General features: G+C 58.4%; 24 protein-coding genes. 9 read left to right on the top strand and 15 right to left on the bottom strand.

The genetic code is table 11. The features are described from left to right. Positions 1-70: 70 nt before the first annotated feature. Both OE750_RS13285 and deoD read left to right on the top strand, forming a co-directional pair. Positions 71-430 (top strand): hypothetical protein, encoded by a 360-nt coding sequence (locus OE750_RS13285; RefSeq protein ID WP_263764745.1) that lies wholly within the window; start codon positions 71-73, stop codon positions 428-430. 72 nt (positions 431-502) lie between these two features. Next, entirely contained in the window at positions 503-1,210 is a 708-nt protein-coding gene (deoD, locus tag OE750_RS13290; protein ID WP_263764746.1) for a purine-nucleoside phosphorylase, read from the top strand. Positions 1,211-1,289: 79 nt separating this feature from the next. Here the strand turns inward: deoD and OE750_RS13295 are convergent, their stop codons facing one another. The 13 genes from OE750_RS13295 to OE750_RS13355 all read right to left on the bottom strand — a co-directional run bounded on the left by OE750_RS13295 (position 1,290) and on the right by OE750_RS13355 (position 10,286). Further along, positions 1,290-2,132 (bottom strand): urea carboxylase-associated family protein, encoded by an 843-nt coding sequence (locus OE750_RS13295; RefSeq protein WP_263764747.1) that lies wholly within the window; start codon positions 2,130-2,132, stop codon positions 1,290-1,292. A gap of 54 nt (positions 2,133-2,186) precedes the next feature. Continuing rightward, entirely contained in the window at positions 2,187-2,957 is a 771-nt protein-coding gene (locus tag OE750_RS13300; protein ID WP_263764748.1) for a hypothetical protein, read from the bottom strand. Between the two features lie 54 nt (positions 2,958-3,011). Beyond that, positions 3,012-3,149 (bottom strand): hypothetical protein, encoded by a 138-nt coding sequence (locus OE750_RS13305; protein ID WP_263764749.1) that lies wholly within the window; start codon positions 3,147-3,149, stop codon positions 3,012-3,014. A 171-nt stretch (positions 3,150-3,320) separates the two neighbouring features. Then, positions 3,321-4,106: a succinate dehydrogenase iron-sulfur subunit gene (locus OE750_RS13310; RefSeq protein ID WP_263764750.1), complete on the bottom strand. Its 786-nt coding sequence runs from the start codon at positions 4,104-4,106 to the stop codon at positions 3,321-3,323. Positions 4,107-4,118: 12 nt separating this feature from the next. Next, the gene (locus OE750_RS13315; RefSeq protein ID WP_263764751.1) at positions 4,119-4,457 is read right to left on the bottom strand and encodes a hypothetical protein; all 339 of its coding nucleotides are present in this window, start codon (positions 4,455-4,457) and stop codon (positions 4,119-4,121) included. Continuing rightward, entirely contained in the window at positions 4,457-6,262 is a 1,806-nt protein-coding gene (sdhA, locus tag OE750_RS13320; protein WP_263764752.1) for a succinate dehydrogenase flavoprotein subunit, read from the bottom strand. The genes OE750_RS13315 and sdhA overlap by 1 nt, the downstream gene beginning before the upstream one ends. Positions 6,263-6,275: 13 nt before the next feature. Then, positions 6,276-6,647, bottom strand: coding sequence for a succinate dehydrogenase, hydrophobic membrane anchor protein (gene sdhD / locus OE750_RS13325; protein WP_263764753.1), 372 nt, complete (start codon positions 6,645-6,647; stop codon positions 6,276-6,278). Between the two features lie 10 nt (positions 6,648-6,657). Beyond that, positions 6,658-7,041, bottom strand: a complete 384-nt coding sequence (gene sdhC / locus OE750_RS13330) for a succinate dehydrogenase, cytochrome b556 subunit (protein WP_263764754.1) — start codon at positions 7,039-7,041, stop codon at positions 6,658-6,660. 178 nt (positions 7,042-7,219) lie between these two features. Continuing rightward, complete coding sequence (locus OE750_RS13335) at positions 7,220-7,642, bottom strand: hypothetical protein (RefSeq protein ID WP_263764755.1); 423 nt, start codon at positions 7,640-7,642, stop codon at positions 7,220-7,222. Then, positions 7,639-8,670 (bottom strand): MaoC family dehydratase, encoded by a 1,032-nt coding sequence (locus tag OE750_RS13340; protein WP_263764756.1) that lies wholly within the window; start codon positions 8,668-8,670, stop codon positions 7,639-7,641. Before OE750_RS13340 ends, OE750_RS13335 begins: the two co-directional genes overlap by 4 nt. Before the next feature lies 1 nt (position 8,671). Next, entirely contained in the window at positions 8,672-8,875 is a 204-nt protein-coding gene (locus OE750_RS13345) for a DUF1737 domain-containing protein (protein ID WP_263764757.1), read from the bottom strand. 4 nt (positions 8,876-8,879) lie between these two features. Beyond that, a complete protein-coding gene (locus OE750_RS13350; protein ID WP_263764758.1) occupies positions 8,880-9,425 on the bottom strand; it encodes an NnrU family protein in 546 nt (181 codons plus the stop codon). A 12-nt stretch (positions 9,426-9,437) separates the two neighbouring features. After that, entirely contained in the window at positions 9,438-10,286 is an 849-nt protein-coding gene (locus OE750_RS13355; RefSeq protein ID WP_263764759.1) for an HpcH/HpaI aldolase/citrate lyase family protein, read from the bottom strand. Positions 10,287-10,567: 281 nt separating this feature from the next. On the opposite strand from OE750_RS13355, the gene OE750_RS13360 reads away from it, so the two are divergent. Then, positions 10,568-10,834 carry a hypothetical protein gene (locus tag OE750_RS13360; RefSeq protein WP_263764864.1) on the top strand — a complete coding sequence of 89 codons (267 nt, stop codon included), beginning with the start codon at positions 10,568-10,570 and terminating at the stop codon, positions 10,832-10,834. On the opposite strand, the gene OE750_RS13365 is transcribed toward OE750_RS13360, so the two are convergent. Then, positions 10,831-11,577 (bottom strand): sulfite exporter TauE/SafE family protein, encoded by a 747-nt coding sequence (locus tag OE750_RS13365; protein WP_263764760.1) that lies wholly within the window; start codon positions 11,575-11,577, stop codon positions 10,831-10,833. The two genes, OE750_RS13360 and OE750_RS13365, sit on opposite strands and share 4 nt — an antisense overlap. A 159-nt stretch (positions 11,578-11,736) precedes the next feature. Between OE750_RS13365 and mdh the strand changes: the two genes are divergently transcribed. Together mdh and OE750_RS13375 are read left to right on the top strand one after the other, a co-directional pair. After that, entirely contained in the window at positions 11,737-12,699 is a 963-nt protein-coding gene (gene mdh, locus OE750_RS13370) for a malate dehydrogenase (RefSeq protein ID WP_263764761.1), read from the top strand. 131 nt (positions 12,700-12,830) lie between these two features. Beyond that, the gene (locus OE750_RS13375; protein ID WP_263764762.1) at positions 12,831-14,327 is read left to right on the top strand and encodes a hypothetical protein; all 1,497 of its coding nucleotides are present in this window, start codon (positions 12,831-12,833) and stop codon (positions 14,325-14,327) included. On the opposite strand, the gene OE750_RS13380 is transcribed toward OE750_RS13375, so the two are convergent. Further along, positions 14,320-14,916 carry a sulfotransferase family protein gene (locus tag OE750_RS13380; RefSeq protein ID WP_263764763.1) on the bottom strand — a complete coding sequence of 199 codons (597 nt, stop codon included), beginning with the start codon at positions 14,914-14,916 and terminating at the stop codon, positions 14,320-14,322. The two genes, OE750_RS13375 and OE750_RS13380, sit on opposite strands and share 8 nt — an antisense overlap. Positions 14,917-15,194: 278 nt before the next feature. Here OE750_RS13380 and sucC point away from each other — a divergent pair, with 278 nt between their 5' ends. Genes sucC through OE750_RS13400 form a run of 4 tightly spaced genes read left to right on the top strand, consistent with a single transcriptional unit; the run spans position 15,195 to position 21,076 of the window. Continuing rightward, complete coding sequence (sucC, locus tag OE750_RS13385) at positions 15,195-16,388, top strand: ADP-forming succinate--CoA ligase subunit beta (RefSeq protein ID WP_263764764.1); 1,194 nt, start codon at positions 15,195-15,197, stop codon at positions 16,386-16,388. A gap of 55 nt (positions 16,389-16,443) precedes the next feature. Continuing rightward, positions 16,444-17,325: a succinate--CoA ligase subunit alpha gene (gene sucD, locus OE750_RS13390; protein ID WP_263764765.1), complete on the top strand. Its 882-nt coding sequence runs from the start codon at positions 16,444-16,446 to the stop codon at positions 17,323-17,325. Between the two features lie 3 nt (positions 17,326-17,328). Then, on the top strand, positions 17,329-18,081 hold the full coding sequence (locus OE750_RS13395; protein WP_263764766.1) for an alpha/beta hydrolase family protein: 753 nt from the start codon (positions 17,329-17,331) through the stop codon (positions 18,079-18,081). A 34-nt stretch (positions 18,082-18,115) separates the two neighbouring features. Next, the gene (locus OE750_RS13400) at positions 18,116-21,076 is read left to right on the top strand and encodes a 2-oxoglutarate dehydrogenase E1 component (RefSeq protein WP_263764767.1); all 2,961 of its coding nucleotides are present in this window, start codon (positions 18,116-18,118) and stop codon (positions 21,074-21,076) included.

Raw genomic sequence — 21,076 nt, forward strand, 5'->3', positions numbered from 1 at the left:
TCTGGCATCCCTGACTTTGCAGCGCGCGAGCCGAAGCGCATGTTCCAAGCACCTTAAAAGGAGGTGCAACATGACACGTTTTGCAAAATTCATTACCCTCGCCGCCTTCGGCCTCACCCTCGCCGCCTGCGATGTGGCCTACCCCGTCACCGTGATAGGTGACAACGGAATGACCTTCCGTGGCTCGGCCACCAACACCTTCCTCGAAGGCGGCAGCTTCCACGCGACCAATGGCAAATCCGTCTGTATGGGGCAGTATCAACAGTATAAAGACATCACGACAGTCAGCTTCCCCGTCACCTGCAACAACGGGCTCACCGGCGTCGGCACGGCTTACTTCCAGAGCGCCCAAAGCGGCTCGGGCTTTGTCACAATGTCCGATGGCTCGCGCTGGCAGTTCCTCTTCGGCAAGGGCGCAACACGCATCTAAAGCGTTGCAGAGCCTTCCGCTTTGGCGATACTGATCCGCAATCCGCAAACCCGAAGCGAAAGGCTCTGCATCATGACCACCCATATTGGCGCAAACAAAGGCGACATTGCCGAAACCGTCCTCATGCCGGGAGATCCCCTGCGCGCCAAATGGGCTGCCGAAACCTTTCTGGAAGCGCCCCGCCTCGTCAACGAAGTGCGCGGCATGCTCGGCTACACAGGCACTTACAAAGGCAACCCGGTCACCATTCACGGCTCGGGTATGGGTATGCCGAGCTTGTCGATCTACGCCAACGAACTCATCCGCGACTTCGGCGCAAAATCCCTCATCCGCATCGGTTCCTGCGGCGGCATGCAACCTCATGTCAAAATCCGCGATGTCATCATCGCCATGAGCGCCACCTCTCTCAACACACCCTCGATGGGCCTCTTCAAAGAGGTCAACTTCGCCCCGACAGCCGATTACTCCCTGCTGCGCGCCGCCGTTGCCGCTGCCGAGGCCATGGGCGCAAAGCCTCATGTCGGCGGCATCTATTCCTCCGATGTCTTCTACGACGAGCGCCCCGATCTCACCGAACAAATGACCCGCCACGGCATCCTCGGCGTCGAGATGGAAGCCGCCGAGCTCTACACCGTCGCCGCCCGCTTTGGTGCCCGTGCTCTCGCGGTGCTTACCGTCTCCGACCATCTGCAAACAGGCGAAGCCCTGCCAAGCAAAGATCGCGAGCAAAGCTTCGGCGAAATGGTCGAAATCGCGCTCAAAGCCGCCTTCCCTGGCTAGTCTTCTTCTGTTCAAAATACCTCGGGGGTGTGGGGGCAGAGCCCCCACATGGGTCGGATTTGCGAAGCAAATTCGATCCCTACCTTCCGTGACTCCCGTCATAACCGTTCTGCTTCGGCGCAGCCCATCCCTCAAGTGTCCCGTCCAAAGGCTCAAACACCTCTACAAGCAACGGATAACACGCCGCCGCATCCGAGGTATGCTCACTTGAGCAGTCCCCGCCGGGGCAAGCCGACAAAGCTCCAAGCAGATCAATCTCCGCAAAGAACTCCAGATAATCGCCGACCCGAACTGGTGAAGCTTTCATGAAATACTGCCCCGTATCCCGCGTAAATCCCGTGCACATGAACACGTTCAACACATCATGCACATGCGGCTCGGCCTCTGCCAGGCTCACGCCCAGATGGTCTGCCAAAGCCCGCGTCAGGTTCGAATGGCAACAATGATGATACTGTGCGCCGCTCAGCAAATTCCCAGTATACGGGTCACAGCGTGTCCCGATCACATCATGCACCGAGCCACCAAAACCGTCGATCCCGTACCAGCCGAGCGTGTCCTCAACAATCGTCGCCATCGGGCGCAGATGCGGAAAGTTCGACCACATCCTCTCCCCCTGCGTAATATGCGTCCCATGCAAAGCGCGGGTTTTCCCCGAGTAAAACCGCTCGCTCAAGTCATTCCGGTTCCACAAGTTCAGATCGCCCACCTGCGGGCCGTCCACACTTGAAATGCGAAAGAATGCCCCCTGCGGCACTTCAAATGTGCAGGCCTCACGCGGTGCGGCCACGGCCTCGCTCACCTTCCGCGCGCCAGCACGTGCCGCGCGGTAAAGCGTCATGGGCGGCGTGGGCAATGTCTCGTTCGGATAACAAATCACAGGTTCAACAGCGCGGCGCGCGGCAGCATCTTTGGGCTCGATCATCTAGGCTTCTTTCGCTGGTTTCCAATCGCAGCCTTACAGCAATCGGACCGCGCTTCAAGTCGGGAGATACCCGAGTTGCGCTTCCTGCGCGGCGTCCAGTTCGCTCCAGACAAAGGCATGATCGGCGGCCTCAAGCGGCGCATAAGCCGCGGGCTGAAACGCTCCTTCGCTCACCCGCCCGCGCCGCGACGCGACGGGGCGGAATGTCTTGTAACGCGGCAAGCCGAAGTGTTCGGAGACATGGTGCACAAAGCCTTCAGGGTCGTCGCTCACATCTTCATGGCGCAGCATAAGGCAGGCCTCAAACCGCGCAGCAAGGCTCAAAAAGCCTGCCGTTTTAGCATTGCGTAGCGCAATAATATTGGAAAACCGTGCGCCTGTGAGCGGATGACGGTCATATTGCAACTCGGCTCCCCAACGCGGCCCGCCACGGGTGACACCGAAGTTTTGCTCATCCACGCGGGTATTCCATTCGGCGCGGATAAACTCGGGAAACGAAAGCCCCGCCACATCAGGGCTCGCATGCCAGGGGCGTGCGTGCATCGAGCGCAGCCATGCCTCTGGCGCGCGAAACATCACAATGGCAAGGCAGCTCGCAGGCGCCGCCACCATCTGCGGAAATCCGTGTTTCCAGCCATACCGAAAACCACGCTCACCGATCCTGTCCCCCGTACTTGCAGCCAGTGCGGGGATATTCTGCACAAGCAAGCTATGCGCCAGATTGGTTCCGGAATTGCGCTCGCCAAAAACAAAATGCTCAAGCGGAGCCTTATCCGCGCGTTGCTGTGAAATCACAGGAAACCTGCCTACATCCGGCTTTGGCATTGGACGCTCCTTTGCCCCAGAGGCTAGGAGCAGACAGAGAGGCTGTCCAGCGGCTTATGCCGCGCAGGGCATGTCTTCATAGGTCTCTTGAATTGCGGGCTTGAGAGCATCACCAGACCAGTATTCATAAGCCTGATCAAGCGCTTCAAGGGCTGCGCGTTTTTGCTCTTCTGTAAGGTTTTGCGTTTGCATGAGTTTGCTCCAAAATACGTCAAACTCCTCCCGTTGCCCAATATAGCCCGTTTCACAGCCACGAGTAGGTCTGAAAAACGAATGGCAGCCATGCCTTTGCTGCATTGCAGCATAAAAAACGGGCAACCTCTCGGAGCTGCCCGCATAAATTCATAACGCTCTGCAAAAAGATCAAACGACGCGATTTACCTGCATCCGCTTGATCTCGGCAATTGCCTTCGCGGGGTTCAGCCCCTTGGGGCAGGTCTTTGTGCAGTTCATGATCGTATGGCAGCGATACAGCTTGAACGGATCTTCCAGTTCATCCAGTCGCTCGCCCGTGGCCTCATCGCGGCTGTCGATGATCCAGCGGTAAGCATGCAGCAAGGCGGCTGGGCCGAGGTATTTGTCGGAGTTCCACCAGTAGCTCGGGCAGGAGGTCGAACAGCAGGCGCACATGACGCACTCATAAAGCCCATCAAGCTTCTTGCGGTCGCCAATCGACTGTTTCCACTCCTTCTGCGGGCGGTTGGTCTTGGTTTCCAACCAGGGCATGATGCTCGCGTGCTGGGCGTAAAAATGCGTGAGATCGGGGATCAAATCCTTGACCACAGGCATGTGCGGCAGCGGATAAACCTTCACAACCGTGCCGTCCTTCACCTCGTCCATGCCGTAGATACAAGCCAGCGTGTTGATCCCGTCGATGTTCATCGCACAAGAGCCGCAAATCCCTTCACGGCAAGAGCGGCGGAACGTCAGCGTCGGGTCAATCTCGTTTTTGATCTTGATCAGCGCGTCGAGGATCATCGGGCCGCAGTTGTCCATATCGACAAAATAGGTGTCGACACAGGGGTTTTTCCCGCCATCCGGGTTCCAGCGATAGATATCAAACTGGCGCAAATTGGTTGCGCCCGCTGGCTTGGGCCATGTTTTGCCCGTGGTGATGCGGCTGTTAACCGGAAGTCTGAACTCTGCCATCTCGTTTCTCCTTCAGGAGGCCAAAAGGCCTGTCGTGGCCTTGGCAATGCATGTGGTTGTGGCGGGGCGCTGGATAATATCCGTGACCAAAGCGATTGTGCTGGCTTCAACACCCGTAATCGAAGCACGCGACAGCTTGAAAAGCTCGTTCGCATTCGAATTGTCGATGATGCAGTCCGAATAGGGCGTAACCATCTTCTGCGGGATCGTGTTGGGCAAATGCGCTGTGAGAACCTTCTCCACAGTCGCTTTCGCTGTCACCCGCGCAGCATCGTCCACAGCTTTTTCGGCTGTGTCGCAGCCTGCAAGCAGCACCAATGCGCCAGCAAGATATACGGTTTTCAGCATCATCAGAACGTCCGCTCTTTCGGGGCAATCCGCTTGAGGTTGATGCCGCCTTCTTTCTCGGTGGTCAGCGGGTCTTTCACAACATCGCGGTAGCTGAGTTTCACTTTGTTGCCCTCAAGATGCGAAATCGTGTGCACACGCCAGTTTTCGTCATCACGTTTGGAGAAGTCTTCATGCGCATGTGCGCCGCGGCTTTCAGTGCGCGCCTCGGCGCCGGCAATCGTGGCCAGGGCGTTGGGCATGAGGTTGGTCAACTCCAGCGTTTCCATAAGGTCGCTGTTCCAGACAAGCGAGCGGTCGGTGACTTTAAGGTCATCCTGCTTCGCCGCAATCTGGGCCATCTTCTCAACACCCTCTTTGAGCGTTTTCGAGGTGCGGAACACGGCAGCATCGGCCTGCATTGTCTTCTGCATCTCAAGGCGCAACTCCGCGGTGCTGACATTGCCCTTGGCGTGGCGCAAGCCGTCAAAGCGGGCGAAGGCCGCATCAACAGAGGCCTGGTTCAGCTCGGGGTTGGGCGCGTCTGCATCCACAATCTGCCCCGCCCGGATCGCGGCGGCACGGCCAAAGACCACAAGATCAATCAGCGAGTTCGAGCCAAGACGGTTCGCCCCGTGAACAGAAGCACAACCCGCCTCGCCCACAGCCATAAGGCCGGGGACAATAGCGTTATGGTCCTTCTTCGTCGGGTTGATCACTTCCCCCCAGTAGTTCGTCGGCACGCCGCCCATGTTGTAGTGCACCGTCGGGATCACAGGGATCGGCTCTTTGGTCACATCAACACCCGCGAAAATCTTGGCTGATTCCGAAATACCGGGCAGGCGTTCGGCCAATGCCTCGGCTGGCAGGTGCGAGAGGTTGAGGTGAATATGGTCGCCCTCGGCGCCCACACCGCGGCCCTCGCGAATTTCCATGGTCATGGAACGCGAAACATAGTCGCGCGGCGCAAGGTCTTTGTATTGCGGTGCATAGCGCTCCATAAAGCGCTCGCCTTCGCTGTTGGTGAGGTATCCCCCCTCGCCCCGTGCACCCTCGGTGATCAGGCAGCCTGAGCCATAGATCCCCGTTGGGTGAAACTGGACAAATTCCATATCCTGAAGCGCAAGACCCGCGCGGGCCACCATGCCGCCGCCGTCGCCTGTGCAAGTGTGCGCAGATGTGGCGGAGAAGTAAGCGCGCCCGTAACCGCCTGTCGCCAGAACGACCATCTTGGCGTTGAACACATGCATCGTGCCGTCATCAAGCTTCCAGCAGACAACGCCTTGGCATTGTCCGTCTTCACTCATCACCAAATCAATCGCGAAGTATTCAACATAGAACTCGGCATTGTTTTTCAGCGACTGGCCGTAAAGCGTGTGCAAAATAGCATGGCCTGTACGGTCAGCGGCAGCACAGGTGCGCTGCACAGGAGGGCCATCGCCAAATTCTGTTGTGTGGCCACCGAAAGGCCGCTGGTAGATCTTGCCCTCTTCAGTCCGCGAAAACGGCACGCCGTAGTGCTCAAGCTCGTAAACCGCCTTGGGCGCTTCACGGGCGAGATATTCCATCGCATCCGTATCCCCGAGCCAGTCGGAGCCTTTGACCGTGTCAAACATATGCCACTGCCAGTGGTCGGGGCCCATGTTGCTCAGGCTTGCCGCAATCCCGCCCTGCGCCGCAACGGTGTGTGAACGCGTCGGGAAAACCTTGGTGACACAAGCAGTGCGAAGCCCCTGCTCGGCCATGCCCAATGTGGCACGCAAACCCGCGCCGCCAGCGCCCACGACAACAACGTCATATTCGTGTGTTTCGTATTCGTATTCAGCCATGGTCAAACAGTCCTCAAAGCGCGAGTTTGGCCAGCGCGTAAATCGCGGTCGCCATCATGAGATAGGTAAGAGCCGTCACAAAAATAATCAGCCCTTTGCGGGTCGTGCCCTGCGTGTAATCCTCGATCATAATCTGCGCACCCTTGCGCGCATGATTGAGGCCAACAAACAGTGTCAGCCCGACGATGATCACAACAAAGGGGCTCTGGAATGTGGCCAGCACCTCGGCGTGGCTGCTTCCCAGCGCGCGCCCGATGATGAAGATGAACGCAGGCACAACAAGCGCGAGGCCAACGGCACTCACTTGCATTGACCAGTGGTGCTCGGCTCCGTGATGGGCCGCACCCTTGCCTTCTGCGCGTTTGCGAGCTGTCAAATACCGCATGTCCCGCTCCTTATACTATGATCAAAGTGATTACGGTCAAAACCAGCGAGCCGATCAAACAGCCCCAGCCGAGCTTTTCCGCCGTCCCGATATCAAGCCCGTGGCCTGCATCAAAATAGAGGTGACGCAAGCCAGCAAGGTAATGATACCAGATGCCCAGAACCGAAAGGCTCATCACAAGGTCACCGAACCACGAGGTGAGCACACCGTTGGCAATATCGTAATACCCCGGGCCGGTAGCCGCCGCGAGCAACCACCATACAACCAAAAGCGCTGAAACAATCAGGGCGTTGCCCGTGATCCGCGTGAGGATCGAGGTGATGGATGTGAGTTGCGGTCGGTAGATCGACAAATGCGGTGAAAGCGGGCGCTCTACGGGTTTGCCATTGGCCATGTGAGTAGGTCCTCTTCTCGGATGCGCGCAGGTTCTATAGCCCTGCAAGCGTTACCCCTTTGATAACGGATTTGAAGGCAGAGTCACGCAAAGAGACACCGCTTTCATCTGTTTTTTTGTCGCAAACACCAAGAAAATCCGCTTTGTGATCACAGTTTTACAGAGCGTGATCACAAATCTACTGCAGGCTGGAGAGAACATCCGTAAGCTTCGTGTCAAAGTTCAGCTGGGCAATTTTCCACTCGCCCCTGATCGGAATCGCCAACAAATAGAGCGACATCGGGAAATCTTGGTCCTCTATCGTGAATGTGGTCACTTCCTGCACCAGCCCGCCAATGTCGCGCCGTTGCAGCACCGTGTCACACTGCGTGAACCCGTCAGGAAACAGCGCTTCCATGCGCTCGAAAGGCTTTTCAAGACTTTCCCGCGACGCGCCCATAATCTCGGCGGCAATATCGCCAAAGCGCATATACTCGCCCTTGAGAAACTCGGCTTTCGCCGCTTCCATCACAGGCAAAGGTTCGGCTCCGCGCATTTCACATACAGAGTCTGCCAATGCAGGACTGGCGGCGAAGGCAGCAATCAGAGCAAGTTTCTTCATAGCGGCATCAAAGCCCAGTAATCCAGATCAAGCAAGACATGCGGCAGATATTTTCCGTCCTCGCCCTTGAGCGTAAACGCGTCGCCTCCGCTTACGGCAACCAGCCGCAAACGCACAGCGCCGACACCGGGCGCAGATGTCTCGGCCTTGTCGAGCACCTCAGACCAGGCCTTCACAGTCAGCCCGCTGAAACAGGGGTTCGCATGAGCGCCGCCGTTGAGGCCGACAATCATCTGCGCATTCGCAAGCCCGTTAAAGCTCAGCGCCCGCGCCATAGAGATAATATGCCCGCCATAGATCAGCCGTTGGCCATCGGGGCGGAACGTCGCATCAAAATGCACTTTGGCGGTGTTCTGCCAGAGCCGCGTCGCCAGCATGTGCTCGGCTTCCTCGATGGTCACACCGTCGACATGGTCGATTTTCTCGCCAACAGCATAATCCCCCCAGCGGTGCGGCTCGCCTGCGAGGGCAAAATCATAGCCCGTAAAATCAAGCCCCTCAGGGATCATCAGATCTTCGGGCGCGATCACATCGGCAAGTTCAGGCACGTGGGTCGCTGGCGCTGGTGCCTCCACATTCCCTTTGCGCACCATAACCCAGCGCACATAGCTCAGCACCGGCTCGTCCATCTGGTTAAGCCCCGTGGTGCGCACCCAGACAACCCCTGTTTTGCCGTTCGAGTTCTGTTTGAGGCCAATCACTTCAGAGACAGCGCGCAGCGTATCGCCGGGGTAAACAGGCAAAAGCCAACGCCCTTCGGCATAGCCGAGATTCGCCACCGCATTCAGCGAAATGTCAGGCACAGTCTTGCCAAACACCACATGAAACGCAGCCAAGTCATCAATCGGGCTGCCTTCAAGCCCGCTCTGGGCGGCAAACACATCTGACGAGTAAAGCGCATGACGCGCGGGATAGAGCGCATGGTACAAAGCGCGCTCGCCCTCGCCCACAGTGCGCGGCACAGCGTGCTCGATCACCTGCCCAAGCGTATAATCCTCAAAAAAGCGTCCCGCGTTGGTTTTGCTCATGTTACTGCGCTCCCAGTTTCATATCGGGGTGGTAGTCCCCCTCCACATCCTTCGTCACAGCCTGCCCGCAGCGCATAACGCCCTTGGCCTCGTCAAACGCATAGGTCGGCGAGCCGTATAGCTCCCAGCCCTTACTCAAGGCTTCAGAGACCTTGTGGCAAAAGGCCGATGTGTCTTCTTCAGTCAGCAATCTGTAAAGTTTCATCTTTTCACCCAAACACCGCAGGCCCGACCCATCCGTGGATCAAGGCAATCACACCATAAACCAGCACCGTGCCGACCACAGCCATGATCTCTTTCTTCATCAGAGCAGGCGCAGGCCGCTCCCAGTCAGGCTCCGCACGGTTGATCTTGATCATCTGGAACACAGCCCAGCCCATGAGGCCACCAAAGAGCACAAAGCTCTCCACATCGCCGTTCACCAGCAAGTGCGCCAATGCCCATGTCTTGAAGCCGATCAGCATCGGATGACGCATTTTGCGCGCCAAAGCCGTTTTCATGCCCGAAGCCGCAAAGCAATAGACTGAAAACAGCATCAGCAGGTTGTTAATACCCACAGTCGCAGGGTGACGGCCCCAAAAGACAGAACCATCAGCCATTTTGTAGCCGATCACCATCAACACAACAGAACCAAAGAGAGCCAAGGCTACCAGCCCCTTACCTCGCTCGCCCATCGCGGCGCGCTTTGCAGGTGCCAGCCGCTTGAAAAGATGTGCAGCCGCCCAAAGCGCGACACCGAGTATAAGTATAAGCATAAAAGCCTCCAGTTACTTCGCAGCCACAGCTTCGGCGAGCGCCAAAATCTTGCGTGCCGTTTCAACATGCAGATTCTCAACGATTTTACCATCCACAACCGCAACACCCTGCCCGGAAGCTTCACTTTCCTCAAACGCCGCAATCTGGCGGCGCGCAAGGTCGATCTCGGCCTCCGAGGGCGAAAACGCAGCATTGCAGACTTCAACCTGCGCAGGGTGAATAAGCGTCTTGCCGTCAAACCCCATGTCACGGCCCTGCTCGCATTCCGCGCGCAAGCCGTCATCATCCTTGAACTGGTTGTAAACCCCGTCCACAGCCACAATCCCATGCGCCTTTGCCGCCAGAAGCATCATCGAGAGGCTGGTGATCATCGGCAATCTGTCGGCCCGAAACCGCGAGTTGAGCTCTTTGGCAAGGTCGTTTGTCCCCGCCACAAATCCCTTCATCTGCGGGTGCGCTGCAATCTCCTCGGCGCGCATGACCCCCATGGGCGTCTCGATCATTGCCCAGATGTCCTTGTCCTTGCCAATGATCGCCGCGAGCGCATCAACATCCGCCGCCGAGCCGACTTTCGGCAGCAGAAACGCATCTGCCTCCGCGTCCTTCATTGCCGCCGCATCGTCACGGCCCCAAGCACTCTCAAGCCCGTTCAAACGAATAATCCTGGCACGCGCGCCATAACCACCCGCTTTCAAGGCCGCCTTCAACGTGTCGCGCGCCTCAACCTTGGCGTCAGGCGTCACAGCGTCCTCCAGATCAAAGATGATCGCGTCCACATCAAGGCCGCGTGCTTTGTCCAAAGCGCGCTCTTTCGAGGCAGGAATATAAAGAACCGAGCGGTAAGGGCGGGGCATGTCCATGTGTCTCTCCAGTAATAATCTTGCGCAGATGTCGCATTTTTCGCCCGATTGCTTCAAGCCAAAACGTGCTGCAACGCAGAAATAGGCGCGATTTCAGGCGATCAGCTCGCAATCGCCCCGCAATCGCACGCAGCGTTAACCATTTATTCAGCGATTTTTCGGCATGATTTTCAGGACTCAGAGCAAAAACTCCGCCCCGCCAAAAGAGGACTGACCCGATGAGAAAGGTGAAACCGATGAAACATGCGGGTGCGCATATTGCCCTCGTCCTCGCGGCTCTTATGCCACACGTCCTCCTCGCCCAGTCGGGCCAGAACTGCGCCCCGCGCGACACTGTGCTTGAGCGTTTGGCCCAGCGTTACGGCGAAACGCGCCAATCCGTCGGCCTCGGAGCCAACAATGCCATGGTCGAAGTTTTCGCCAGCCACGAGAGCGGCACATGGACCATCACAGTCACAACGGCTGCCGGCCTCACCTGCCTCGTGGCCAGCGGTCAGGCTTTTGAAACACTCGCGGAGGCCCTGCCCGCCAAAGAGAGTGACGCTTAGGTCAACCCGTCCCAAATCAGCTTCGCGCCCGTCACCGTCAGCAAAACATAGGTGAGCGCAAAAAACACGCGCTCGCCAATCAGAAAATGCGCCTTCACCCCCAGCCACGCGCCAAACAGCGCAAAAGGCGCAAGCATGAGGTCAAGTTTCAGGGTTTCCAGCGTGAATATCCCCATAAAACCATAGGGGATCACCTTCACGATATTGATCAGCCAGAACACAAGCACCGTGCTGGCCTGATACTCGGTCTTGCTCGGCCTCCGCGAGAGCAGATAGACGGCCGCCGCAGGGCCACCCGCATGGCTGATAAAGCTGGTAAACCCCGCCACAAGCCCCGCAATCACCCCGCCCCAAGCGGGGATAGGCCGCTTGGCCGCGCCGATCAGCCCCGCGCGCCCCGCCATTTGCCAGGCCACAAACAAAAGCGCGACGCCGCCGATGATCAGGCGCAACGTGTCGGCATTGGCCCAAGCGTAAAACAGCGCGCCAAGGAGCACACCGGGAATGCCCGCCAGCACCAGAAGCCGCGCATCCTCCCAGCGCCAGCGGCCCCAATAGGGCTTGAGCGTGGCGAAATCGATCAGCATCAGCAAAGGGAGCATGATCCCGAGCGCCAGCCCCGGATCAATCACCAGCGCCAGAATCGCCGCCGCCGCAAAGGCCGCGCCCGAGCCGAAGCCCCCCTTGGAGATGCCCGCAAAGGTAACAGCCGCGCCAGCTATGGCAAAAAATGTGAAATCCAACGCGACCCCTCATAATTTACGTTATCTCAATCGCTTTAGCGCTATCTCTCCCCCTGAAACAAGCAAACCCTCGCACACGCCGCAGCGCAGCACCCTTGCGTTGAGCCAAATAAAAGCCTAGGCCATGCGCCAAATTCAACTCTCATTTGGAGAACCCTCATGGCCAGACCCAAAATTGCCCTCATCGGCTCAGGCATGATCGGCGGCACGCTCGCCCACCTCGCCGCACTCAAAGAGCTTGGTGATATCGTGTTGTTCGACATCGCCGATGGCGTGCCGCAAGGCAAAGCACTTGATATCGCCGAAAGCGGCCCAGTCGAGCGTATCGACGCCGCCATGTCAGGCACAACAGATTACGCCGATATCGCAGGCGCGGATGTGTGCATCGTCACCGCCGGTGTGGCGCGCAAGCCCGGCATGAGCCGTGATGACCTCCTCGGCATCAACCTCAAAGTCATGAAATCCGTAGGCGAAGGCATCGCAGCTCACGCGCCCGACGCGTTCGTGATCTGCATCACCAACCCGCTCGACGCGATGGTCTGGGCGCTTCAGCAGTTCTCGGGCCTGCCCGCCAACAAAGTCTGCGGCATGGCCGGCGTGCTTGATTCTGCCCGCTTCCGTCACTTCCTCTCGGAAGAATTCAACGTCTCCATGCGCGATGTCACAGCCTTCGTGCTCGGCGGCCACGGCGACACAATGGTGCCGCTCACACGCTACTCCACAGTCGGTGGCATCCCGCTCCCTGACCTCGTGGAAATGGGCTGGACAACACAAGAGAAACTCGACGCAATCGTGCAGCGCACCCGTGATGGCGGCGCCGAAATCGTTGGCTTGCTGAAAACCGGCTCTGCATATTACGCACCTGCAGCGTCAGCCATCGAAATGGCTGAAGCCTACCTCAAAGACCAAAAGCGCCTGTTGCCTTGCGCAGCACATGTTGACGGTGCCTACGGCCTCGACGGCTTCTACGTTGGCGTGCCAACAGTGATCGGCGCCGGCGGTGTCGAGCGTGTTGTCGAAATCAGCATGAACAAAGACGAAAAAGCCATGTTCGACAAATCTGTCGACGCGGTCAAAGGCCTCGTCAAAGCCTGTAAAGAGATTGACGGCTCGCTGGCGTAAGCCCCAAAGCACGAAAAGAAAACAAGGCGCGTCCCGACCATACGGGGCGCGCCTTTTTCATTCAGCGGTTGTGCTCCCCTGCCCCCCGCCTAAACTGCCTGCATGTTGCAATAGGTGCCAAGGCGTTTCCCATGTTCAATTTCTTCATCCGCACAGTTACCGCCCTAGCGCTCACAGGCCTCGCGGCCCCTGCTCTGGCCGCACCAAGCTTGCAAGAGCGCCTTGCCAACCCGCCTGCAAACGCCTTTGAACATGGCACATTGCAAGTGCTCCGCGCTGTCGAAACCTCGCTGCAAAGCCGCTATGAATATGGTCTTGGGGATAGCTTCTCGCGCACCCCCGTCATCCGCCTGCCCCTCCCCGGCGGGCCAAACCCGAGCCCGAAACAGGTCGCGCCCGACACCCTCAGCCATATCATCGACACGCTCCTGAGAGATCTCAACGCCGCCCGCGCCACGCTCGCCACTGCCAGCCCCGAGCCTTTCAACATGCCGCTTGCCGACATCTGGCTTGATTCCAACATGAACGGCACGCAAGACAGGGGTGAAAGCGTTGTCGAGCTACTGGGAGAAAGCCTCATGGGCCGCCGCGCCATGCGCGTGTTTTCATCCGACAACGTGGTCTTCAACCCGCCCACAATCCGCTTTGACGAAGCCGATCACGCATGGCTCACCGCCTACACCCACATGATCAGCGGCGCGCTCAACACCTACCGCGCCTATGATCCGGCCCCCGTTATGGCCGATTTGGCCGAAGCCCGCGCAGCCTTGCAAAATGTGCCCGAGCTGCCCGAATACTACGATCTGGATGCGATCCGCGCCAAGTTGGAAACCTTGCGCCCGCAATATAAGGAGGCGCAAGACAAGGCCGCAGAAACCAGCAGCGAGCAACGCGCCGCTTTCGATGCTCTGAACCAGCTCCGCGAAGACATCAAAAAGGTGGAAGCGTCAGATGCGGCTGACAAAGACGCGCGCCTCCTCATGCTCACCAAAGAACAATCACTCCTGGAGAAAACACGCGACATCGCACTCGAAAAATTCCGCGTCGCCAATACGCTACAAAACACCCTGCGCGCCGAAATACGCAGCCTCGAACAACAGCTCCCCGAAACCCGCCGCCGCGGTTTCGACCCGGGCGAGTTCTCTACCCAGATCGACACTGTTTACATCCTTCTCACCGCCCTCGCCCAACAGCCAGATCCGGCACGTATCAAAACGGCTGTCGCCCACTGGCGCCATATGATTGCGCAGAACCGTATCTTCTGGGCGCAGGTCGAGGAAGAAACCGACAATGAAAACGAGTGGATTCCCAACAGCCGCCAAACTTCGGCGCTGCCCTTCGAGGTGACGCCCGACATGGTCGAAACCTGGCAAACCATCCTTGCCGAAGGCGAAGCCCTGCTCGATGGCACACTGCTCGTCCCGCACCCGCTTCTGCCCGAAGGTCACGGCCTCAGCCTCAAGCTTTTCATCGAAGACCCAAGCCCGCTCGAGCTTGTCGGAACGGTGCATGGCCGCTCGCTGTATCGCTATGTTGTCAAAGGCCCGACCATGTCAGGCATCAACTGGTCGCGGTTTGCCCGCCTCACAGGCGGCAATGCGGGCGGCTTTGCGCTGTGGTTCAACTGAGGCTTTCCCAAAGCGCAGTATCCGCCGCGTAAAACACCTCTATCCTGTCTCGCAGCGCATCGCTCAGCGGCACGTCACCGCCCTCGCTCGGCAGCCTGTGCTCAAGCGGCGGGCCTTGTATTTCGCAGATTTTTTCAAGCCAGCTCGTGACAGCCTTCAATCCGTCTTCAAAGCGAAACAGCTTTGTCTGCGGGCGCACAAATTCGGCCTGCGGGCGGATGTGATTATCGAGAAAATAAGCGTTCTCCCCATAAAGCCGCATCGCCCGCTTGGCCCAGCGCTCGAACGGCGGCATCTCGCGTTTGCCTTTCTTTAACACCTGCGCACGGCGGTAGCGGTATTCGCTCACCATCCGCTCCAACGGGTCCCGGATCACCGCAAATTCGGCAACGGGCTCAAGCTCTTCCAAAAGCGGCGCATAAAGCTCGGCCTGCATGTGCTGCGGTGTGCAAAGCATCCCCTCAAGCGGGGTTTTACCGCGCAAAGTCAACTCGCCCACCTCAGCAAGCCAATGCTCAAGGCTGCTGCCTCCTGTCTTCGGAATATGGGCAAAAAACACTGCCCTGTCTTTGATCTGCACCAGCGGCATACCTTGCTCCCTGCTGTTTTGTATGCACATTGCCATCTGCCCCCCTGCGCGGCAAGCCATCGGCCCGCTTGCGACCCATCACATGCCAAATCCGTCATATGTCTGGAAGTGATTCTCCAAGCCCGTGGCACGCTGAATTTGTGATCACACTCACAAATCCTGTGATCACAAATAGCAGAAATATCACCCTCGCCCCGTCAAACAAGCAGAATATTCTTAGGTTTTACGAAACCTTGTGCGAGTAGAGGGCAACAGTAGCAACCAGACGGGACAGCTTTATGAACATCCACGAGTATCAGGCGAAGGCTCTGCTTCGCTCCTACGGCGCACCGGTTTCAGAAGGCCGCGTCGTCCTCAAAGCCGAAAATGCCAAGACAGCCGCAGGCGAAATGGACGGCCCCCTCTGGGTCGTCAAAGCCCAGATTCACGCAGGCGGCCGCGGCAAAGGCAAGTTCAAAGAAGCCGACGCTGGCGAAGCTGGCGGCGTCCGCCTTGCCCGCTCGGTCGAGGAAGCCGCCGAAGAAGCCAAGCGCATGTTGGGCCGCACTCTTGTAACGCACCAAACTGGCCCGGCTGGCAAACAAGTCAACCGTATCTACATCGAAGACGGCTCAGGCATCGAAACCGAACTTTACCTCGCCTTGCTGGTTGATCGCCAGACAAGCCGCATCTCTTTCGTCTGCTCCACCGAAGGCGGCATGGACATCGAGGAAGTGGCCGCTGCCACCCCCGAGAAGATCCTCTCTTTCTCTGTCGATCCCGCTACAGGTTACCAAGCCTTCCACGGTCGCCGCATCGCCTTCTCCCTCGGCCTCACCGGCGCGCAGGTAAAGCAATGCGTGGCGCTCATGGGCCTGCTCTACAAAGCATTCCTCGAGAAAGACATGGAAATGCTCGAGATCAACCCGCTGATCGTCACCGACAAGGGTGATCTGAAAGTGCTCGACGCCAAAGTCAGCTTTGATGGCAACGCAATCTACCGTCACGCCGACATCGCCGAACTGCGCGACACCACAGAAGAAGACCCCAAAGAGCTTGAGGCGTCAAAGTACGACCTCAACTATATCGCCCTCGACGGTGAAATCGGCTGCATGGTCAACGGCGCAGGCCTTGCCATGGCAACGATGGACATCATCAAACTCTACGGCGCAGAGCCTGCCAACTTCCTCGACGTGGGCGGCGGCGCGACCAAGGAGAAGGTGACAGAAGCCTTCAAGATCATCACCTCCGATCCCAACGTCAAAGGCATCCTCGTCAACATCTTCGGCGGCATCATGCGCTGCGATGTCATCGCCGAGGGCGTTGTGGCTGCGGTCAAGGAAGTGGGCCTCAAGGTTCCGCTCGTCGTCCGCCTCGAAGGCACGAATGTTGACGAGGGCAAAGCCATCATCAACAACTCGGGCCTCGATGTCATCGCCGCTGACGACCTCAAAGACGGCGCGCAGAAAATTGTAAAAGCCGTCAAAGGCTAATCGTCGGGTGGGTGCATCCCACCTCCCCAACGACCCTATCTAAGGAGCCAAACACATGGCAGTCCTCGTAAACGAAAACACAAAAGTCATCTGTCAGGGCCTCACCGGCTCGCAGGGCACATTCCACACCGAACAAGCAATCGCTTACGGCACCAAAATGGTCGGCGGCGTGACACCGGGCAAAGGCGGCACCAGCCATCTTGATCTTCCGGTCTTCAACTCCGTCCACGAAGCGATGCACGTCACAGAAGCAAATGCTTCCGTCATCTACGTGCCGCCCCCCTTCGCGGCCGACTCCATTCTCGAGGCGATCGACGCCGAGATGCCGCTCATCGTCTGCATCACCGAGGGCATCCCTGTGCTCGATATGATGCGCGTTCAGCGCGCGCTTGAAGGCAGCAAGAGCCGCCTGATCGGGCCAAACTGCCCCGGTGTCATCACGCCGGGTGCGTGCAAAATCGGCATCATGCCGGGCCACATCCACATGCGCGGCTCGTGCGGCGTTGTCTCGCGCTCGGGCACGCTCACATATGAAGCGGTCAAGCAAACGACAGATCTTGGCCTCGGCCAGTCCTCCGCCGTGGGCATCGGCGGGGATCCCATCAAAGGCACAGAGCATATCGACGTGCTCAACATGTTCCTCGATGACGACGAAACGCACAGCATGATCATGATCGGCGAAATCGGCGGCTCGGCCGAAGAAGAAGCCGCCGAGTTCCTCGCCGCCCAAAAGAAAAAGGGCCGCTGGAAGCCAACAGCCGGCTTCATTGCGGGTCGCACAGCCCCTCCCGGCCGCCGCATGGGCCACGCTGGCGCAATTGTTGCCGGCGGCAAAGGTGGTGCAGAAGACAAGATCGAAGCCATGCGCAAAGCGGGTATCGTTGTTGCCGACAGCCCTGCCACACTTGGCGAAGCCGTGATCGAAGCGATCGGATAAGCCATGCGCAGAGCCCTGCTCCAACTGATCTCTGTCTTTGTTCTCACGGTCGGGCTTGCGCTAAACGCGCAGGCCCAATCGGCAGGCCCCTTGGCTGGCAAAGTCTTTGGGGGCGGTAACGCAGGGCTCGTCGTTGTCTTGCACGGCGATGTTTCAAGCGGCGGCGCAGCCGACTATCACTATGATATTGCGCAAAAAATCGCGTCGCAAAACAAAGGTGTCACCGTTCTGGCCATGCTGCGCCCCGGCTATTCCGACGGCATGGGCCAAAAGTCCAAAGGCTCAAACAACCAGCGCCGTGACCATTACACCAAACAAAACAACAAGCTCGTCGCCCAGACCATTCAGGCGATGGCAAAACAGGTCGGCACCTCCAAAATTGTCGCCATCGGCCATTCAGGCGGAGCAGCCCAACTCGGTGTCATCATCGGAGCCTATCCAAATCTCGTTGACAGCGCCATTCTTGTCAGCTGCCCCTGTGACATCCCGCGCTGGCGCGCAATGAAGGGGCGCAAGAACTGGACAAAAAGCCAGTCACCGCACAAATTTACATCCAAAGTTCCTACCTCAACGCGTGTCATCGCGATTACAGGCAACAAAGACGACAACACCAATCCTGTCTTGGCACAGGATTATGTAGCCGCTCTGCGCGCCAAAGGCGTTCAGGCACAATTCATCTCTGCAAACGGCGCATCACACGGTTTTAACGCTATGGCATCACTGGTGGCCAAATCGGCCAAGCAGTCTCTGCGATAGAATGGGAGCCGGGCTATCGCTCGGGAAGCATCACATGACAGACCAATCCTCAAACGACCAATTCCACGCCTCCTCCTTCATGCAAGGCCACAATGCCGAGTATCTGGAACAGCTCTACGGCCAATACGCCTCCGACCCGAACTCGGTCGATGAAGCTTGGCGCACCTTCTTTGCGCAGCTGGGCGATGCCGAGCTTGACGTGAAAGCCGAGGCCAAAGGCCCAAGCTGGGCCCGCCCCGACTGGCCACCTGTGCCAGCAGACGACCTCACCCAAGCGCTGACAGGCGAGTGGAGCGAGCCCGAGGCCAAGGCAGCGACTGGCAAGATCAAGGCGGGCGCGGCCAAAGCAGGCGTTGACGCCACCGATGCCGCCGTGCGCCAGGCCGTGCTCGACAGCATCCGCGCGCTGATGATCATCCGCGCCTACCGAATTCGCGGCCATCTTGTTGCCAATCTCGACCCCCTCGGCATGGCCGAGCAGACGCCCCACCCCGAGCTTGACCCCAAGTCTTACGGCTTCACCGATGCCGACATGGACCGCCCGATCTTCATCGACAAAGTGCTTGGCCTCGACTTTGCCAACATGCGTCAGATCCTCGATATCGTGCGCCGCACCTATTGTGGCACCTTCGCGCTTCAATACATGCACATTTCCAACCCCGAAGAAGCGGGCTGGCTCAAAGAGCGCATCGAAGGTTACGACAAGGAAATCAAATTCACCCGCGAAGGCCGCAAAGCCATCCTGAACAAGATGGTCGAGGCCGAGGGCTTCGAGAAATTCCTTCATGTGAAATATATGGGCACAAAGCGCTTCGGCCTTGATGGCGGCGAAAGCCTGATCCCCGCGATGGAACAGATCATCAAACGCGGCGGAGCGCTCGGCATCCGCGAAATGGTCATCGGCATGCCCCACCGTGGCCGCCTCAACGTCCTCGCCAACGTGATGGGCAAGCCCTACCGCGCGATCTTCAACGAGTTTCAGGGCGGTAGCTTCAAGCCTGAAGATGTCGACGGCTCGGGGGATGTGAAATATCACCTCGGCGCAAGCTCCGACCGCGCGTTTGATGGCAACTCGGTGCACCTTTCGCTCACGGCCAACCCCTCACACCTCGAGGCGGTAAACCCTGTTGTGCTCGGCAAGGTCCGCGCCAAGCAGGACCAGCTCGGCGACAGCGAGCGCAAGCAGGTTATGGCGATCCTTCTGCACGGTGATGCGGCCTTCGCAGGTCAGGGCGTTGTGGCCGAGGGCTTCGGCCTCTCGGGCCTCAAAGGTCACCGCACAGGCGGCACGATGCACATCGTCGTCAACAACCAGATCGGTTTCACCACCGCGCCGCACTTCTCGCGCTCCTCACCATATCCCACCGATATCGCGCTGATGGTCGAAGCGCCGATTTTCCATGTCAACGGAGATGATCCCGAGGCCGTGGTGCACGCCGCGCGCGTCGCGACAGAGTTCCGCCAGAAGTTCGGCAAGGATGTCGTGCTTGATATCTTCTGCTACCGCAGGTTTGGCCACAACGAGGGCGACGAGCCCATGTTCACCAACCCGCTCATGTATAAAAAGATCAAAAAACAAAAGACCACACTCAGCCTTTACACTGAAACGCTGGTGAAAGACGGCCTCATCCCCGAGGGCGAGATCGAAGATATGAAAGCCGCGTTTCAGGCCCACTTGGGCGAAGAGTTCGAGGCTGGCAAAGATTACAAACCCAACAAAGCCGACTGGCTTGATGGCAAATGGTCTCACCTCAACCGCCGCGATGCCGAATACGAGCGCGGCGAAACCGCGATCAAACCCGAAACTTTCGCTGAAATCGGCCGCGCACTCAGCACAGCCCCCGATAGCTTGCCGATCCACAAGACAGTGGGCCGCCTGCTGGAAAGCAAAGGCCAGATGTTTGAAAGCGGCGAAGGCTTTGACTGGGCCACAGGCGAAGCCCTCGCTTTCGGCTCCCTGCTCACCGAGGGCTACCCCGTGCGCCTCTCGGGGCAAGATGCCACACGCGGCACCTTCTCGCAGCGCCACTCCGGTATCATCAACCAGGAAACCGAAGAGCGCTATTACCCGCTCAACAATATCCGCGCAGGTCAGGCGCAATATGATGTTATCGACAGCATGTTGTCCGAATATGCAGTGCTTGGCTTTGAATACGGCTTCTCGCTGGCCGAGCCAAACGCACTCACCCTCTGGGAGGCCCAGTTCGGTGACTTCGCCAACGGTGCCCAGATCATGTTTGACCAGTTCATCTCATCTGGTGAAAGCAAGTGGCTGCGCATGTCCGGCCTCACAGTGCTTCTGCCCCACGGCTATGAAGGCCAGGGGCCCGAGCACTCCTCGGCCCGCCTTGAGCGCTTCCTGCAAATGTGCGGTCAGGACAACTGGATCGTGGCCAACTGCACCACGCCGGCCAACTACTTCCACATCCTGCGCCGCCAGCTTCACCGCACCTTCCGCAAACCACTCATCCTGATGACGCCGAAGTCGCTTCTGCGCCACAAACTCGCCGTCAGCAAAACCGAGGATTTCACAACCGGCTCAAGCTTTCACCGTATCCTCTGGGATGATGCCCAATACGGCAATTCCGACACCAAACTGAAGGCGGATGACAAAATCAAACGCGTCGTCATGTGCTCGGGCAAAGTCTACTATGACCTGCTCGAAGAGCGCGACGCCCGCGGCATTGATGACATCTACCTCATGCGCGTGGAGCAGTTCTATCCTTTCCCCGCCCAATCTGTCGTCAAGGAGCTCACCCGCTTCAAAAACGCCGATGTAGTCTGGTGTCAGGAAGAGCCGAAAAACCAGGGTGCATGGTCCTTCATCGAGCCCAATATCGAATGGGTTCTGGGCCGTATCAAAGCCAAGCACCAGCGCCCCGCCTATGTCGGCCGCGCCGCGAGCGCTTCGCCCGCCACAGGCCTCGCCTCCGCCCATAAAGCACAACAAGCCGCTCTCGTTGACGAGGCGCTCACACTGAAAAAAGGGAAATAA

The sequence above is a fragment of the Lentibacter sp. XHP0401 genome (assembly GCF_025751535.1).
In the GTDB taxonomy this organism is placed as follows: domain Bacteria; phylum Pseudomonadota; class Alphaproteobacteria; order Rhodobacterales; family Rhodobacteraceae; genus Lentibacter.

What these genes read in the sequence shown, in the direction of transcription:
- OE750_RS13285 (WP_263764745.1), top strand. Translation starts at nt 71, where the DNA reads ATGACACGTTTTGCAAAATTCATTACCCTCGCCGCCTTCGGCCTCACC.
- deoD (WP_263764746.1), top strand. Translation starts at nt 503, where the DNA reads ATGACCACCCATATTGGCGCAAACAAAGGCGACATTGCCGAAACCGTC.
- OE750_RS13295 (WP_263764747.1), bottom strand. Translation starts at nt 2,132, where the DNA reads ATGATCGAGCCCAAAGATGCTGCCGCGCGCCGCGCTGTTGAACCTGTG.
- OE750_RS13300 (WP_263764748.1), bottom strand. Translation starts at nt 2,957, where the DNA reads ATGCCAAAGCCGGATGTAGGCAGGTTTCCTGTGATTTCACAGCAACGC.
- OE750_RS13305 (WP_263764749.1), bottom strand. Translation starts at nt 3,149, where the DNA reads ATGCAAACGCAAAACCTTACAGAAGAGCAAAAACGCGCAGCCCTTGAA.
- OE750_RS13310 (WP_263764750.1), bottom strand. Translation starts at nt 4,106, where the DNA reads ATGGCAGAGTTCAGACTTCCGGTTAACAGCCGCATCACCACGGGCAAA.
- OE750_RS13315 (WP_263764751.1), bottom strand. Translation starts at nt 4,457, where the DNA reads ATGATGCTGAAAACCGTATATCTTGCTGGCGCATTGGTGCTGCTTGCA.
- sdhA (WP_263764752.1), bottom strand. Translation starts at nt 6,262, where the DNA reads ATGGCTGAATACGAATACGAAACACACGAATATGACGTTGTTGTCGTG.
- sdhD (WP_263764753.1), bottom strand. Translation starts at nt 6,647, where the DNA reads ATGCGGTATTTGACAGCTCGCAAACGCGCAGAAGGCAAGGGTGCGGCC.
- sdhC (WP_263764754.1), bottom strand. Translation starts at nt 7,041, where the DNA reads ATGGCCAATGGCAAACCCGTAGAGCGCCCGCTTTCACCGCATTTGTCG.
- OE750_RS13335 (WP_263764755.1), bottom strand. Translation starts at nt 7,642, where the DNA reads ATGAAGAAACTTGCTCTGATTGCTGCCTTCGCCGCCAGTCCTGCATTG.
- OE750_RS13340 (WP_263764756.1), bottom strand. Translation starts at nt 8,670, where the DNA reads ATGAGCAAAACCAACGCGGGACGCTTTTTTGAGGATTATACGCTTGGG.
- OE750_RS13345 (WP_263764757.1), bottom strand. Translation starts at nt 8,875, where the DNA reads ATGAAACTTTACAGATTGCTGACTGAAGAAGACACATCGGCCTTTTGC.
- OE750_RS13350 (WP_263764758.1), bottom strand. Translation starts at nt 9,425, where the DNA reads ATGCTTATACTTATACTCGGTGTCGCGCTTTGGGCGGCTGCACATCTT.
- OE750_RS13355 (WP_263764759.1), bottom strand. Translation starts at nt 10,286, where the DNA reads ATGGACATGCCCCGCCCTTACCGCTCGGTTCTTTATATTCCTGCCTCG.
- OE750_RS13360 (WP_263764864.1), top strand. Translation starts at nt 10,568, where the DNA reads ATGCCACACGTCCTCCTCGCCCAGTCGGGCCAGAACTGCGCCCCGCGC.
- mdh (WP_263764761.1), top strand. Translation starts at nt 11,737, where the DNA reads ATGGCCAGACCCAAAATTGCCCTCATCGGCTCAGGCATGATCGGCGGC.
- OE750_RS13375 (WP_263764762.1), top strand. Translation starts at nt 12,831, where the DNA reads ATGTTCAATTTCTTCATCCGCACAGTTACCGCCCTAGCGCTCACAGGC.
- OE750_RS13380 (WP_263764763.1), bottom strand. Translation starts at nt 14,916, where the DNA reads ATGCCGCTGGTGCAGATCAAAGACAGGGCAGTGTTTTTTGCCCATATT.
- sucC (WP_263764764.1), top strand. Translation starts at nt 15,195, where the DNA reads ATGAACATCCACGAGTATCAGGCGAAGGCTCTGCTTCGCTCCTACGGC.
- sucD (WP_263764765.1), top strand. Translation starts at nt 16,444, where the DNA reads ATGGCAGTCCTCGTAAACGAAAACACAAAAGTCATCTGTCAGGGCCTC.
- OE750_RS13395 (WP_263764766.1), top strand. Translation starts at nt 17,329, where the DNA reads ATGCGCAGAGCCCTGCTCCAACTGATCTCTGTCTTTGTTCTCACGGTC.
- OE750_RS13400 (WP_263764767.1), top strand. Translation starts at nt 18,116, where the DNA reads ATGACAGACCAATCCTCAAACGACCAATTCCACGCCTCCTCCTTCATG.